Below are 14116 nucleotides of genomic sequence, written 5' to 3'. Positions count from 1 at the left end.
TAATGCTTCCATACACCGGATTATTCATCAAACTGCTGAAAGGGCCAGTTGAGTATTTTGAAAAGAGAGCCTGGGAACAGCTGCTGCAATACCAGGGTGAGCTCACTATTTTCCTGCAACAGCTTGGACTGATCCTGGTACTTGACAAGGATGATGGCTATGCATACCTGGAGCAGATGAAACTCGATGAAGAAGACAGTACGGCAGGATGGGTCCGCCGGACAAACATCAACTATGAAGAAAGTGTATTGCTGGTTTTGCTGCGCGATATGATGGCGGAGTTCGAAGTAGGAGAGGTTACCAGCCGGGAATTGATCCGGAAGCGACGCGAGATCAAAGAGTATGCTGAACTCTTCTTTAAAGAAAATGCCAGCCGTGTGAAATTCATCAAAGAGCTCGATAAGCTGATCGATCGCGTGGAAGAGATGGGATTCCTGCATCGTGTGGAAGATCATGATATACCTGATGAACAGAAATTCAGGGTCCGCAAGATCATCAAGGCAAAAGTTGATAACGAAATATTGGAAAACTTCAAACAACAATTACAGGCACATGCAGCTAACGGTATTCAGCACGGATGATGGCAAGAGCGGGTTCAGGTTGCAGTATATGGAGATCTTCAACTGGGGTACATTTGATGAACATGTGTGGAAGATCAATCCTGGTGGGGAAACATCCCTGCTCACCGGCGCCAACGGAAGTGGCAAGACCACTTTCGTGGATGCATTGCTGACGCTTATTGTTCCTGAAAAAAAATATCGTTTCTATAACCAGAGCTCAGGCTCTGAAAAGAAAGGCGACCGTACCGAAGAATCCTATATCATGGGTGGATACGGTACAGTAGGTACTGAGAATGGGCAGGGAACCAAAACCCTTTACCTGCGGGAATCCCGCGAGACCGCCTACAGTGTGCTTCTGGCGCATTTCGCGAATGAGGCTGAACAATACGTTACACTTTTCCAGGTGCGTTACTTCAGTGGCAATGAAATGAAGCGCGTATTTGCCATCGCTCATAAACCACTCCATATTGAAGATGATTTTAAGCCCTTTGATCTGAATGGCAATTGGAGAAAGCGAATCGATACACAACATAATAAAGGTCGTAAAACAGTAGAGTGGTTCGATAGTGCGAGCCGCTATGCACAACGCATGGTGGATGTGCTTGGTATGCAGAGCATACAGGCATTGGGGCTTTTCAACCAAACGGTGGGTATCAAAGTGCTTGGTGAGCTCAATGGTTTCATCCGCACGCATATGCTGGAGCCCCGCAATATGGAAGAGCAGTTCCAGGACCTGAAGAAACACCTCGGCACACTGCTGGATGCGCAACGGAATATTGAAAAAGTGGAGGAGCAGATCAGGTTACTCAAGCCGTTGCAGAAGAGTTTCCTGGTTTATAAGGAACAGGCTGATGAACTGGTGAGAGCCAAAGAGGAAATCGATATTGCCAGATTATGGAATATTTATACCAAATACAACCTGCTTGATGCAGGTATTGTGCTGGGTAAAAAGGAAGTGAAAGCATTGCAGGAAAAGCTGGCAGAAGCCAGGCTCAGGATCTCTTCAATGCTGGAAGAGGAGAGGCAACTGCAAAACCAGCTGGATAGTAATAAGGCCGGACAACGTTTGTTGCAATTGGAGAAAGACCTGGAGAACCAGGAAGTCCAGCTCAGACAGGCAGAACTGGCATTGGAAAAATTCAATGACTGGAGCCGCGAGCTGGGAATTCAGGACCAGCCAGTTGACGAACCTTCTTTCCAGCGGATACTAAAGGAGGCAGACAGGATCAGTAAAAAAGTACAAACGGAGGTCAGGAATAATGATGAAGAAAGATGGGATGCAAAGGATAGATTAAAGAAAGCCGAAGAGGAAAAGAACCGTATTGAGGAAGAGTTCAATATGCTTCAACACAGCAAGCATAATATTCCCGGACATCTGGTTGCCCTCAGAAAGGATATCTGTGCTGCATTGAAGCTTGATACGTCAGAGCTGCCGTTTGCAGGAGAGTTGATGCAGGTGAGAACGGAGGAACTGGAATGGCAACCGGCAATGGAAAAACTGTTACGTGGACTTGCCATCCGAATGCTGGTCCCGCATAAGCATTACCGTAAGGTCAGCAAGTATGTGAATCAAACGAACCTGAGGGCCAGGCTGATATATGAACATGTTCAGGATATAGCGGTGCCCAGACACTCCGAAGATGGCGCCATAGTGAACCTGCTGGAATTCCATCCTGAACATCCTTTAAGTGATTGGGTGGAACAGCATATCATTGTGCACATGGATTATTATTGCGCCAATAATGAAAAAGAGCTGGAGCGCTATGATAAAGCCATAACGGTGTATGGACTGATCAAGAACCGCTCCAGACATGAAAAAGATGATCGCCCTCAAAGTAATGATGCCAGTAATTATGTGATGGGGTGGAATAATGAACGTAAGCGGGAAGCCCTTCAGAACAGACGTTTGCAGTTACTGGCCGAAATTGAGAAAGCGGGCGAGGCGGAACAAAGATCTGAAGCTAAGAATAAAAAATTTCAACGTCAGTTGAATGCTGTGATGCAGATCACTGAGCAAAGCAGGTTTGACCTGTTGAACGTTAGTGCTGTTCAAAGGACAATCAAGAAAACACAGGATCAGATCGGTTCCCTCAAAGAGTCGAGCGATCAGTTGAAAATCCTGACGAAGCAGGTTGATGAACTTCTTAAAAAAAGAAATGAGCTGGAAGCGGAGCGGGATGAACTTGTCGGAAGGATCAAAGTTGATGAAACAAGGCTTGAAGAAATGGATGCAGATCAGCGTGGGCTAATGCCTGCATTAAATATTCTTTCTGCTGAGGATAAAGAAAGATTGCTGGAGTTTCAACAAAAGTACAGTACCGGGCTTGCCGAAATTTCCCTCAAAAATATCCAGGAACAGTTTTCCGGACTGAAGGATAAAATTGAAGAAAGGGCTCAGAAAATTGAAGAGATGGTGAGCAGGGAAGGAAGCTTTATTGAAAGGTCCATCCATAAGATCAAGAACCCGCCATTGGAAACGCTGCAAAGATTTACAGACTGGGCAGCGGATGTTCAACCTTTCTCGAATGAAAAAGAGTTCGCAGGAGAATACATCGAGTGGCTGGACAAGCTGGAAACAGATAATCTGCCAAAGTACAAAAAAGATTTTGAGCGCTACCTCCATGATACCATGGTATATAAAATGGGAGAGCTCAATGAAGAGCTCAGTAACTGGGAGCAAACCATTCGTCAGAGCATCGATGTACTGAACAAATCCCTCGCGGGCATCAACTTCAACAGACTTCCGGATACATATATTCAATTGGGAATCCGCTCTGTTGCAGATGCAACCGTTAAAGAATTCAGGAATATGTTGCTTGAAGCACTTCCGCAGGCTGTGAACTGGCAGCAAAGTTCATTTGATGAGAAAGCTGCACATTTCAGAACTAAGGTGCAGCCCCTTATCAACAACCTGGATGAAGGGGAGTCATATCGCGGCCGGGTACTGGATGTCCGGAACTGGTTTGAATTCTGGGCTGATGAACGTTTCAGGAATACAGATGAGCTGAAAAAAACGTACAGGCAGATGGGACAGCTTTCCGGTGGGGAGAAAGCCCAACTGACATATACTATTCTTTGTTCGGCAATCGCTTATCAATTCGGTATTACAAGGGAGGGAAAAAATGCGAGAAGTCTTCGATTCATTGCAGTGGATGAGAGCTTCAGTAACCAGGATGAAGAGAAGGCTACGTATCTGATGGAACTGTGTAAGCAGTTACACCTGCAGTTACTGGTGGTTACTCCAAGTGATAAAATACAGATTGTGGAAGACTTTATTGCACACGTACACCTGGTGCAAAGAGTGAACAGCAGGAACAGTATTCTTTTCAATATGACCAAAATGGAATTGAAAGAGAAGCAGCGAAAGGCAACCAGAAATGAAAAGGGAAAATCCATATCGTGATCAGGCATTTATTCAGCGATACCTGTTTGAAAAGGGACTAGGTTCCTGATATCGATCAATCCCTCACCTGCACATGCTTCTCTATCTGCTCAAAGCTCGTTTGCGCCTGATCAATAAATGACTGGAATATCGCAGCGGCTGACTTTCTCACAGCCTTTGATGCTGATTGCCCGGCCCACATGGTAGTGAAATCCGCCAGATCCTTCTGCTGCGCGAAACTTCTTATGCTTGCCGTCAGACTTTGCTGAACAGGGTAGGGCAGTGGCGTGAGGCCTGATTCCGAAATAGCGCGGATGAGTTTATTTTCGATACCTCTTGCCCATCTCCCTGACAAATTCCTGGTTAAGATCGCATCGCTGGCCGATGCATTCTGGATCCGGTGCTTGTGCGACACCGGCGCTGAGCTTTCATTACAGACCAGGAAGGCACTGCCTACCTGTACGCCCTGCGCGCCCAGCATCATAGCAGCCATCATGGTACTGCCATCGGCGATGCCACCTGCAGCCAGCACCGGCCGGCGGGTAGCATCCACGATCTGGGGAACGAGGCTCATGGTGCCGATCATCGGCGGCGGACCGTCTGTTATAAAAGTACCACGATGTCCACCCGCTTCGGCTCCCTGAGCGGTGATCAAATCCACAAATTTATTGTCGAGCAGCAGGGCTTCTTCCACACAGGTGGCTGTTCCGATCAGCCTGGCGCCCCGGTTCTTCAGCGTGGCGATATACTCATCTTCGGGGATCCCGAAAGTGAAGCTCACCACGGCGATCTTTTCACTGAGCAGTACATCTATCTGGTGGTGATAGGTATTGTATTTCAGAAGGTCCAGTACCGGCGGCACATACGCGATTTCATGGGCAGCCGCAAACGTGGTGAGGAACTGCTGCATGGCCGAAAAGGCCAACGGATCAATATAAATGGGGTTGGAATGGGCAAAAAGGTTAACGGCGAAAGGCTTATTGGTCCGCTCCTTCACGGCACGGATCAGTTCCCTTGTCTGATCGGCTGAGAGGCCGCCTACAGGCAGGGATCCCAGCCCACCGGCGTTGGAAACAGCTGCCACCATCTCTGGCGTGGTAATGCCAAGCATGGGCGCCTGGATAACGGGATAAGTGATATTTAGCAATGAAGTGACTTTGTTATGCCATTTCATACATAGAATTTTTAGGGGCAAAGGTTAGTCTGCAATTTACCGGATAATTACACATCCTTTCGTTTTACCCCTATGACAATAAATACGAAAACGCTCTCTTTCCCAGCAGATTGCGAATTGTCAAATAAATATTTATATTGTCAATGTGAATGAGGCTGTTTTACCTTGACTTGATAATTAAAGGAAATTGATTGTAACTTTAGTGGCCTTCATCCTGAGCCAGGCTCTAGCATGTTTAGAACTGCCGGATGTGGCTTCAATAACACTGTATGCGGCAGGTAATCGAATTCTTTGAAAAGTTACTGGATACTTCGGACTGGCCTCCCCGCTGGAAATGCGGAACCTGGACTGATTTTCATGGATGGCTGTATATTATCAGTGACCTGCTTGTCTGGTCCGCCTATTTCGCCATCCCGCTGATCATCATGCGTTATATATCCAAAAGGCATGATGCCCGGTTTTACAGGTTGTATTTCCTGTTTGCCGCATTCATCCTGGCCTGCGGCCTCACGCACCTGTTCGATGCCATCACTTTCTGGGTTCCGTTTTACCGACTGAATGCATTGACCCGGTTTGCTACCGGAATTCTGAGCTGGCTGACTGTGATGTACCTGATCAGGTTACTGCCGGTTGCTTTTTCCCTTCGCTCCTCCAAACAGCTTGAAGCCGAAGTGGAACAACGCAAAAGAGCGGAAGAGAAATTCAGGAACCTGCTGGAAGCCGCGCCGGACAGTATGGTGATCATGGATGATCGTGGCACCATTCAGCTGGTGAATGCGCAAACGGAAAAGATGTTCGGCTATGATCGTGATCTCATGATCGGTTCCAATGTGGAACTGCTGATGCCTTCACGATATGAAAGCCTCCTGGCCATGGGACGCAGCAGCGCCGGCAAAACCGAAAAGCCAGGCCCCATTGTGGAAGGACTGGAGTTCTTTGGAAGAAGATTGAACGGGGATGAATTCCCCATCGAAATAAGTCTCAGTCCTATGAAGTCTGAAGACGGAATGCTTTTCACTGCGGCCATCAGGGACGTGTCCCAGCAGAAAAAACTGGAAAGAGAGATCCGCGAGGCGAATAACTCGCTGGAAAGGAAAGTGAAAATGAGAACTGCGGAGCTGGAAGTAAAAAACCGCGACCTGGAACAGTTTGCTTACGTAGCTTCGCATGATCTCCAGGAACCATTGCGTACCACTACCAGTTTTGTGGACCTGTTGCGGAAACGGTACCATGGGCAGCTCGATAAGAACGCAGACCAGTACCTGGATTTCATTACGGCGTCCTCGGACCGCATGAAGGTACTGATCCATAACCTGCTCGACTATTCGAGATTGGGAAAAGAGAAAGAACTTGTACCGATCGATTGCAATGAGTTGTTACAAGACGTGTTGCATGACCTTGACCGGAGCATCCGCGAGAATAACGCCACAGTAGTAAGCGGCAAACTACCGGAGGTCACAGGATATAAAACGGAACTGAAGCAATTGTTCCAGAACCTGGTAAGCAATTCCATGAAATTCCGTAAGAAGGATATCGCACCCGAAGTAAGTGTTAAGGCTGAGAGAGAGAACGGGCATTGGGTGTTCTCTTTCAAAGACAATGGCATCGGCATCAACCCTGCCTATTCAGAAAAAGTATTTGTGCTGTTCAAGCGGCTGCACAAAAGAGAAGATTATGAAGGCACGGGAATCGGGCTTGCCTATTGTAAAAAAATAGTAGAGTTACACGGCGGTAAGATCTGGGTAGAGTCAGAGCCTGGCAAGGGCTGTACCTTTTTCTTCACGATCTCAGAAACATAACTGACATGAAACGAAAATTAAACTGCATCCTACTGATCGACGACGATGAGCCAACAAATTACCTGAACAAAATGATCATCGATGAAGCAGGCTGTACTGAAACCGTACAGGTTGAACAAAGTGCCACTGACGCGCTGGAATTTCTGCAATCAGGTCCTGAAGGAGAACCTGAAGTCTCTACCACGCCTGATCTGATCTTTCTCGATATCAATATGCCCGCCATGGATGGCTGGGAATTCCTGGATGAATACAAAAAGCTTACACCTGACCAGAAGGCCCGTGTTGTGGTAGTAATGCTTACCACTTCCTATAACCCGGAAGATGAAGTGAAAGCCCGAAACCACAATATGATCGCGGAATTCAGGAACAAGCCACTTACGCAGGAAATGCTGATGGACGTGCTGAAGCAGTACTTCCCGGAGAAATTTTAAAGCGGCATCGTGATCTTCAGCATGCAACCTTCGCCAGGGCTGCTGATAATGTCCATATGACCGTTCTGCATTTCCACACGGCTGTAGATATTATGCAGTCCGATACCCTTCCCTTTTTTCTTTGGATCGAAACCGATGCCGTTATCTTTAATGGTAAGATGCGTCTGTTGCTGATCCGTCTTCAATTCAATCTCAGCCAGACTGGCCCTTGCATGTTTCACGATATTGTTTACCTGCTCCTGCACGATCCGGTAAATAATGAGTTTTTTGTTATTGGATAAACTCTCGATATGCGGATCGTTGGCGCGGATCCTGATCTTCAGGCCGGGCGTAACGGTCATGTTCTCGATCATCTCCAGCAAGGCTTCCTTCAAACCGATATCACCCAGGGATGGAGGTACCAGGTTCTTGGAAAGGGAGCGGATCTCATTGATGGCTTTTGAAATACTGTCGTAACTTTTGTAAAGCAATTCCTTGCTGATATCTTCTTCATTGATGGCCATATCAACACAGAGTTTGGCCGTGGCCAGGATCTGGTTGATATTATCGTGCAGTTCCAGCCCGATCTCCCTTCTTTCCTGCTCCTGTGTCTGAATGGTGATCCGGGTGATCAGTTTCTGCGTTTCGATCTGTTCCTCCTGCTTGCGTTTACGCTCCGTGATGTCAAGCATAGCGCCGATCATACCATATGGCTTCAGATCGCGCCTGAGAATATACCCACGGTCGTATACCGTTTTGTAGATGCCGGCAGCAGTCAGATAACGGTATTCGTCTTCCCACTGATCCTGTCCTTCGCTGAGGCAGCGTTCTATCTTGCTGAGCACCCGTTCACGGTCGTCAGGGTGTATGTTTTTATGATGCCAGTTGCTGGTTGGTTTCACTTTTGAGGCAAGGTACCCGAAAGTAGTGGTGATACCTTCATTCCAGGTGATCTGCTGACTGCTGAGGTCCCATTCCCATATAGTGTCATTGGTGGCTTTGATCAGGGTATTGAAACGTTCATAATTCTCAACCACATGCTGCAGGATCTTCTTCCGTTCGATGCTGTACATGATTGCCTTGGTGAGCAGCTTTTCATCATATTCGCCTTTCATCAGATAGTCCTGGGCGCCTTCGGCAATGGTCTGAAGGGCCACCTGCTCATCATCGAGGCCACTGAGCACAATGATGCTGATATGGGAGGCCTGCTGGTGAAGCTGTTTGAATGTGTCGATGCCATCACTGTCCGGCAGGGTAAGGTCCAGGAAGATGAGATCGGGCTGATGCTTCTCCACAATGGGCATGGCTTCAGCGAGGGACGCGGCATGATGCAGGTTGTCTACTTTCAATTCAGATAACTGGAGATATTCCTTGAAAAGGTATAAGTCGCTGGGACTGTCTTCAACAATGAGGATATGGCAAAGGTGCGTAGAATTGATCATAGCGCTTGATTGTGGTGTGATGCAGGCCATGGTCCGGAGCATCAAAACCATTTACGGTTATCGCTAACCTTTAGTTTTCTTATTTTGTCAATAAATGTCGCATTCCAGGACCAAAGAGGCCCTGAAATGGAGGTCAGAGTAAGGATTGCCCTTGTAGGATAAGGCCGATCGGAGAATTGCTACGTATAATTACCCGAAAAAGGTAAGAATATATTCTTTCACAAAAAAATTGCATAGGTTAATTTGCGGGCTGAAGCCATTTTTGCAAATTGATTTTCAAACAGTAATCCCCTTAATCCATACTTCTCATCATGAGCAGCAAAGTTTTCCGGCGCAGTCTTCTCCTCGTTTTCATCTGGATGATTATTCATTGTTCCTGGGCCGCCATTGTTGGGCTGCGGGATTTTAAAGGCAATGCCGATGTGGCCATTGTGCTGGGTAATACGGTGTACCGGCATGGCGGTCTCAGCCCCTGGCTCAAAGGAAGGGTAGATGCTGCGCTTACTCTTTACCGTAATAAGCAGGTCGGAAAAATCATGGTGAGCGGGGGAACAGGTGATTCGGGTTATCCCGAGGGAGATGCCATGCGGAACTATCTCCTGCAGCAGGGCGTGCCAGCCGGTGATGTTTATACCGATAATGAAGGAGCTAACAGTTATCTCACAGCGAAGAATTTCATCACGCTGAATCAGACATGCCATTTTCGGTCAGCCGTGGTAGTGAGCAGCTGGTTCCATGTGCTGCGTTGTAAATATATAGTAAAGAAGCTGGGTTTTGAAAACGTGGAGGGCGATCATTCCAGGAGCTATTTCGGAAAGGACGTACTTTACGTGATGCGGGAGTTTCCGGCATTCTACAAATACATGCTGGTTTACTAATTGAGCCTCACTGCGGGCAGGCGGTAATGCTGGCCATCCACCACAAACAATTCATCGATCTCGTAACTCCAGTATTTGAAGAGCGGTGATTTCAACAGGTAATCATCCACTTCTTCCTTGTCTTCAGCAGTGAAAGTGATCCACACACGCTGAGACTCCATACTTACCACATACTGATCGATGATCCCTTTCTCGATCAATGTATTGATGTATACACGGTGGGAGGGGACCAGGGAGGTAAACTCATCATCCATTTCAAAATGTATCGTAACCTGGAATTTTTTCATGACTGATAACTATAACAGTAAATAGCAGGAAAAGGTTTTATACCTGGATTTACAATTTCCATTCCACGATCTGGTTAGCCCATTCTGTACGGTGCGGAGTGGTCACTTTGATGTAATTGTCAGTATAACCTTCCATCATCCCGTTCTTGTCGAACATCTCAAACAATACTTTACGTGTCTGACCGGCATGGAGTTGCGTGAAGTACTGCATTTTCATGTAGGAAAGGTTGCGCAGCGTTTTGTTGCGTTCGTGCCTCACCTCGATGGGGACAACGGGTGTAATTTCCAGCGCTTTGGTATTGTCGCGCTCCGAATAGGTGAAAACGTGGAGATAGGATATATCGAGGGCGTGAAGGAAGTTGAATGTTTCTTTGAAATCCTCGTCGGTTTCGCCGGGGAATCCCACAATCACATCCACACCAATGGCGCAGTGTGGCATCAGGGTCTTGATGAGCTGAACACGGTCGGCATACAGTTCTCTTTTGTAGCGCCTGCGCATCAGTCCGAGGATCTTATTGCTGCCGCTTTGCAGGGGAATATGGAAATGAGGCATGAACTTATTGCTGTTGGCAACATGTTCAATGATCTCATTGGTCAAAAGATTGGGCTCGATACTGGAGATCCGGTAACGCTGGATGGTTTCCACCTGGTCCAGCGCCTGCACCAGCTGGAAGAAGTCTTCCTCATGTTTCTTGTTGCCATCGGCGCCCTTGCCGAAATCGCCCAGGTTAACACCTGTTAGTACGATCTCTTTCACACCTTCTGAGCCCAGGCGGGTAGCGTGCTTTACCACATTCTCCACATTATCGCTGCGGCTTTTGCCCCTGGCCATAGGTATAGTGCAGAAAGAACAATTGTAATCGCAGCCGTCCTGCACCTTCATAAAGGTGCGGGTGCGGTCGTTACGGGAATAGGAGGCGTTGAAGCCACTCACATCCTCTATATCACAGCTGCAGATGAGGGCGGAATTCCCTTTGGTGAGCTCTTTCAGATGCTGTCCGATATTGAACTTTTCGGCCGCGCCGAGTACCAGGTCAACACCGGGGATCTCAGCGATCTCCTTTGGTTTGAGCTGCGCATAACAGCCGGTGATCACCACCAGGCTCTGTGGCGCCTTGCGCTGGATGCGGCGTACCAGGTGACGGCATTCCTTATCGGCATTCTCCGTTACAGAACAGGTATTGATCACATACACGTCCGCCAGGTCCTCAAAGGCCCGCTTCTCGAAGCCATCCAGTTCCAGCATCCTGGCCAGGGTAGAGGTTTCCGAGAAATTGAGTTTGCAACCCAGGGTGTGAAATGCCACTGTTCTTTTTGTTTCCATCAGGGCGCAAAGATAGGATAGTTTGGGTTTTGCCGTTAATTTGCACAAAACAGGTTGAATGAAGACCTCAAAAAGCAAGTATGTGATCATGCTGGCAGCCTTCATAGCGGTGATGGTGGCCACCCTGATCAGGAAACATCAGCCGCGGCAGGAAAAGGAAAGAGCCCGGCAGGAACAAAGGGAAGAACTGGCTGATAATAAGCGCGACAGCCTGCCGGGGCGCCGTGACCCGGCCAAACCACCCAGCGACGAGCCCAACCGGCCCGAAGGTTTCAACCGCCGCTCGGAAAAGCTGATCTTTACCAAACATGCCCGCTGCCGCATGGGCTGCCGCCATATCGATGAGGCCGAAGTACGGGATATCCTGCTCAATGGACGGATCAATGACCGAAAGAGCGAGCCCGCCGCCAGACCCGATCCCAAATACGCCCTGGAGGGCAAAACAAAGGACGGGCAGGAAGTGCGGATCATTTTTGCACCCTCAGACAGGGGCATGGTGGTGATCACCGTGATTGACCTGGATACCGACTGGCCCTGCAACTGCAAATAAGTTAAAACCTATTACGTAGTTCGGGTAATGCGATCCTAATATTATATTTACGCTTTCGACCCTGATGAAGTATATCTTAATGCCCCTGAGAGGCCTCTATTTCCTGTATGCCGCTATCATTTTTGTGGTGCTGATGCTGCTGGTTGTTCCGGTAGTGATCATCGCTTCTTTTTTCGGCAAGATCAGGGGAGGTAATATCATCTACAGGGCATGCCAGTGCTGGACGGATATCTGGTTCTTCTCCATCGGTATCCGTCACCGGAATATCTTTGAATCGCCGCATGATAAAAAGGAGCAATATATTTTCGTTGCCAACCATATCTCTTACCTGGATATTCCCGTGATCGTGAAAACGGTCCGGCAGCCGCTCCGCATTCTTGGGAAAGCAGAAATGGGAAAAGTGCCGGTCTTCGGCTTCATTTACCGGAATGCGGCAGTAACGGTAGACAGGTCCAGTGCCGAGAACCGCGCTAAAAGTGTGCGCATACTGAAGTCCGTGATCCGCAGGGGAATTTCCATATTCATTTTTCCTGAAGGTACTTTCAATGAATCGCAGGAGCCCCTCAGAAGTTTTTATGACGGCGCTTTCCGGATTGCCATCGAAACACAAACGCCCATCAAGCCACTATTATTCCTGGATACCTATGCCAGGCAACATTATAAAAGCGTGCTTTCCCTCAACCCGGGAAAAAGCCGCAGTGTTTTCTTAGCGCCCGTTCCCGTGGAAGGGCTCACGCAAAAGGACCTGCCTGCACTGAAAGAAAAAGTGTACAATGTAATGGCGGGAGCACTCAGGAAATACCAGGCAGACTGGATCAAGGAAGCAGAATGAAGTAGCAGGGTGCTGCATAAAGTAACAGGGTGCTGCAGTCGCTCGAGTCACCGCGTGTGACCTGTATTTGTTCGCCTCTGGCGAACACAGCGTCGCCGGGAGGCGACTAAATATCAGTAACTCGCCAGAGGCGAGCTACTGGTACCCTCCGATAAAATGCAACAGTTCCCCTTGATTAAAAACCCGATGATCTGACTTACATTTGAATCTTGTTTGCAGAAGTTATCATACCATTGGCCCTGCCCAGGAACTACACCTGGAGCGTACCTGAGCGGTTCCGCAACCAGGTGCGGCCCGGCGTGCGCGTTGAGGTAGTACTGGGAAAGAACAAAAAATATGCAGGCGTGATCCGCGCCCTGCACCAGGAAATGCCGCAGGCCTTCGAGCCCAAGGATATCCTCAATGTGCTGGATGTGGAGCCCATCATCTTTCCACATCAGTTGCAGCTCTGGCAATGGATCTCGCAATATTATATGTGTTCAGAAGGAGAAGTGATGGCCGCTGCATTGCCGGCACATTTCAAGCTCAGCAGTGAAACCACAATCGTGTTCAATGAAGAATACGGAGAGGATTTTTCCGCGCTGGACCACGATGAATATCTGCTGGCGGAAGCCCTGCTGATCAAGAGAGAATTGAAAGTGCCGGAAGTGCAGCAGGTGCTTGATTCTTCACATGTGTACCCCGTTATAAAAAGACTGATCGAGAAGAAGGTCTGCTCCGTTTGGGAAGCGCTGAAGGAAACTTACAGTCCGAAGAAGGAAACCTTCGTTCAGCTGAATGTGATCTACCAGGATGAAGATGCACTGGCCGACCTGCTGAATGAAGATCGGAAACTGCAGCGCGCCGAAAAGCAGATGGAGCTTCTCCTCAGTTACCTGCACCTGCAGAAAACAACGGGAGAGGTCACCAAATCGGAATTACTGAAAAAAAGCGGTGCTTCCGATGCGCAGCTGAAAGGCCTGGTAGATAAGAATATTCTCTGGCTGGAGAAGCGCCAGGTCGACCGCCTGCTTTATCTTCCACATGATATAAAAATAGATTTCACCCTTACGCCTGCCCAGGAAGCAGCCTACGAGCAGGTGAAACAATCCTTCGAACAAAAGCCCGTAACCCTGCTGCATGGCGTAACTGCCAGCGGCAAAACACAGGTGTATGTGCGTCTGATCGAAAATGCCATCCGCCAGGGAAAGCAGGTGTTGTACCTGCTGCCGGAGATCGCACTAACGAGCCAGATCATACGAAGATTGCAGAAACATTTCGGAGGTTATATCGGCATCTACCATTCCAGGTTCAATCAGAATGAGCGGATAGAGATCTGGAACAAAGTAAAGAATGGTGAGCTGAAAGTGGTGCTGGGTGCCCGTTCATCCATATTCCTTCCTTTTACTGACCTGGGACTGATAGTGATCGATGAAGAACATGATCCCAGTTTCAAGCAACAGGAGCCTGCGCCACGCTACAATGCGCGGGATGCTGCC

General features: G+C 48.3%; 12 protein-coding genes. 8 read left to right on the top strand and 4 right to left on the bottom strand.

The window, feature by feature from the left end:
* The first annotated feature begins 2 nt into the window (after positions 1–2).
* Together ACTHMC_RS28735 and ACTHMC_RS28730 are read left to right on the top strand one after the other, a co-directional pair.
* Positions 3–581 carry a DUF4194 domain-containing protein gene (locus ACTHMC_RS28735; protein WP_440418526.1) on the top strand — a complete coding sequence of 193 codons (579 nt, stop codon included), beginning with the start codon at positions 3–5 and terminating at the stop codon, positions 579–581.
* The gene (locus ACTHMC_RS28730) at positions 553–3963 is read left to right on the top strand and encodes an ATP-binding protein (RefSeq protein ID WP_440418525.1); all 3411 of its coding nucleotides are present in this window, start codon (positions 553–555) and stop codon (positions 3961–3963) included. Before ACTHMC_RS28735 ends, ACTHMC_RS28730 begins: the two co-directional genes overlap by 29 nt.
* Positions 3964–4018: 55 nt before the next feature.
* Here the strand turns inward: ACTHMC_RS28730 and ACTHMC_RS28725 are convergent, their stop codons facing one another.
* Positions 4019–5116, bottom strand: coding sequence for an NAD(P)H-dependent flavin oxidoreductase (locus ACTHMC_RS28725; protein WP_440418524.1), 1098 nt, complete (start codon positions 5114–5116; stop codon positions 4019–4021).
* A gap of 269 nt (positions 5117–5385) precedes the next feature.
* Here ACTHMC_RS28725 and ACTHMC_RS28720 point away from each other — a divergent pair, with 269 nt between their 5' ends.
* Entirely contained in the window at positions 5386–6915 is a 1530-nt protein-coding gene (locus tag ACTHMC_RS28720) for a sensor histidine kinase (protein ID WP_440418523.1), read from the top strand.
* Positions 6916–6920: 5 nt separating this feature from the next.
* Complete coding sequence (locus ACTHMC_RS28715; protein WP_440418522.1) at positions 6921–7346, top strand: response regulator; 426 nt, start codon at positions 6921–6923, stop codon at positions 7344–7346.
* Here the strand turns inward: ACTHMC_RS28715 and ACTHMC_RS28710 are convergent.
* Positions 7343–8767, bottom strand: coding sequence for a response regulator (locus ACTHMC_RS28710; protein ID WP_440418521.1), 1425 nt, complete (start codon positions 8765–8767; stop codon positions 7343–7345). The genes ACTHMC_RS28715 and ACTHMC_RS28710 overlap by 4 nt on opposite strands.
* Before the next feature lie 311 nt (positions 8768–9078).
* Between ACTHMC_RS28710 and ACTHMC_RS28705 the strand changes: the two genes are divergently transcribed.
* Positions 9079–9645, top strand: coding sequence for a YdcF family protein (locus ACTHMC_RS28705; RefSeq protein ID WP_440418520.1), 567 nt, complete (start codon positions 9079–9081; stop codon positions 9643–9645).
* Here ACTHMC_RS28705 and ACTHMC_RS28700 read toward each other — a convergent pair.
* Together ACTHMC_RS28700 and mtaB are read right to left on the bottom strand one after the other, a co-directional pair.
* Positions 9642–9932 carry a hypothetical protein gene (locus ACTHMC_RS28700; protein ID WP_440418519.1) on the bottom strand — a complete coding sequence of 97 codons (291 nt, stop codon included), beginning with the start codon at positions 9930–9932 and terminating at the stop codon, positions 9642–9644. The genes ACTHMC_RS28705 and ACTHMC_RS28700 overlap by 4 nt on opposite strands.
* Before the next feature lie 49 nt (positions 9933–9981).
* Positions 9982–11238: a tRNA (N(6)-L-threonylcarbamoyladenosine(37)-C(2))-methylthiotransferase MtaB gene (gene mtaB, locus ACTHMC_RS28695; RefSeq protein ID WP_440418518.1), complete on the bottom strand. Its 1257-nt coding sequence runs from the start codon at positions 11236–11238 to the stop codon at positions 9982–9984.
* A gap of 76 nt (positions 11239–11314) precedes the next feature.
* On the opposite strand from mtaB, the gene ACTHMC_RS28690 reads away from it, so the two are divergent.
* The 3 genes from ACTHMC_RS28690 to ACTHMC_RS28680 all read left to right on the top strand — a co-directional run.
* On the top strand, positions 11315–11806 hold the full coding sequence (locus ACTHMC_RS28690) for a DUF4258 domain-containing protein (protein WP_440418517.1): 492 nt from the start codon (positions 11315–11317) through the stop codon (positions 11804–11806).
* A 64-nt stretch (positions 11807–11870) separates the two neighbouring features.
* Positions 11871–12638, top strand: coding sequence for a lysophospholipid acyltransferase family protein (locus ACTHMC_RS28685; protein WP_440418516.1), 768 nt, complete (start codon positions 11871–11873; stop codon positions 12636–12638).
* A gap of 209 nt (positions 12639–12847) precedes the next feature.
* Positions 12848–14116: DEAD/DEAH box helicase (locus tag ACTHMC_RS28680; RefSeq protein WP_440418515.1), on the top strand; the 1269-nt coding region annotated here is incomplete at its 3' end.

Source organism: Pseudobacter sp. (genome assembly GCF_051955275.1).
Lineage (GTDB): Bacteria > Bacteroidota > Bacteroidia > Chitinophagales > Chitinophagaceae > Pseudobacter.
The sequence above is the reverse complement of the archived record's forward strand: the minus strand, read 5'-3'. Positions and strand labels throughout refer to the sequence as shown.

Excerpts from the sequence above, each read along its gene's own strand:
- ACTHMC_RS28735 (WP_440418526.1), top strand. The coding sequence starts at position 3 with ATGCTTCCATACACCGGATTATTCATCAAACTGCTGAAAGGGCCAGTT.
- ACTHMC_RS28730 (WP_440418525.1), top strand. The coding sequence starts at position 553 with ATGCAGCTAACGGTATTCAGCACGGATGATGGCAAGAGCGGGTTCAGG.
- ACTHMC_RS28725 (WP_440418524.1), bottom strand. The coding sequence starts at position 5,116 with ATGAAATGGCATAACAAAGTCACTTCATTGCTAAATATCACTTATCCC.
- ACTHMC_RS28720 (WP_440418523.1), top strand. The coding sequence starts at position 5,386 with ATGCGGCAGGTAATCGAATTCTTTGAAAAGTTACTGGATACTTCGGAC.
- ACTHMC_RS28715 (WP_440418522.1), top strand. The coding sequence starts at position 6,921 with ATGAAACGAAAATTAAACTGCATCCTACTGATCGACGACGATGAGCCA.
- ACTHMC_RS28710 (WP_440418521.1), bottom strand. The coding sequence starts at position 8,767 with ATGATCAATTCTACGCACCTTTGCCATATCCTCATTGTTGAAGACAGT.
- ACTHMC_RS28705 (WP_440418520.1), top strand. The coding sequence starts at position 9,079 with ATGAGCAGCAAAGTTTTCCGGCGCAGTCTTCTCCTCGTTTTCATCTGG.
- ACTHMC_RS28700 (WP_440418519.1), bottom strand. The coding sequence starts at position 9,932 with ATGAAAAAATTCCAGGTTACGATACATTTTGAAATGGATGATGAGTTT.
- ACTHMC_RS28690 (WP_440418517.1), top strand. The coding sequence starts at position 11,315 with ATGAAGACCTCAAAAAGCAAGTATGTGATCATGCTGGCAGCCTTCATA.
- ACTHMC_RS28685 (WP_440418516.1), top strand. The coding sequence starts at position 11,871 with ATGAAGTATATCTTAATGCCCCTGAGAGGCCTCTATTTCCTGTATGCC.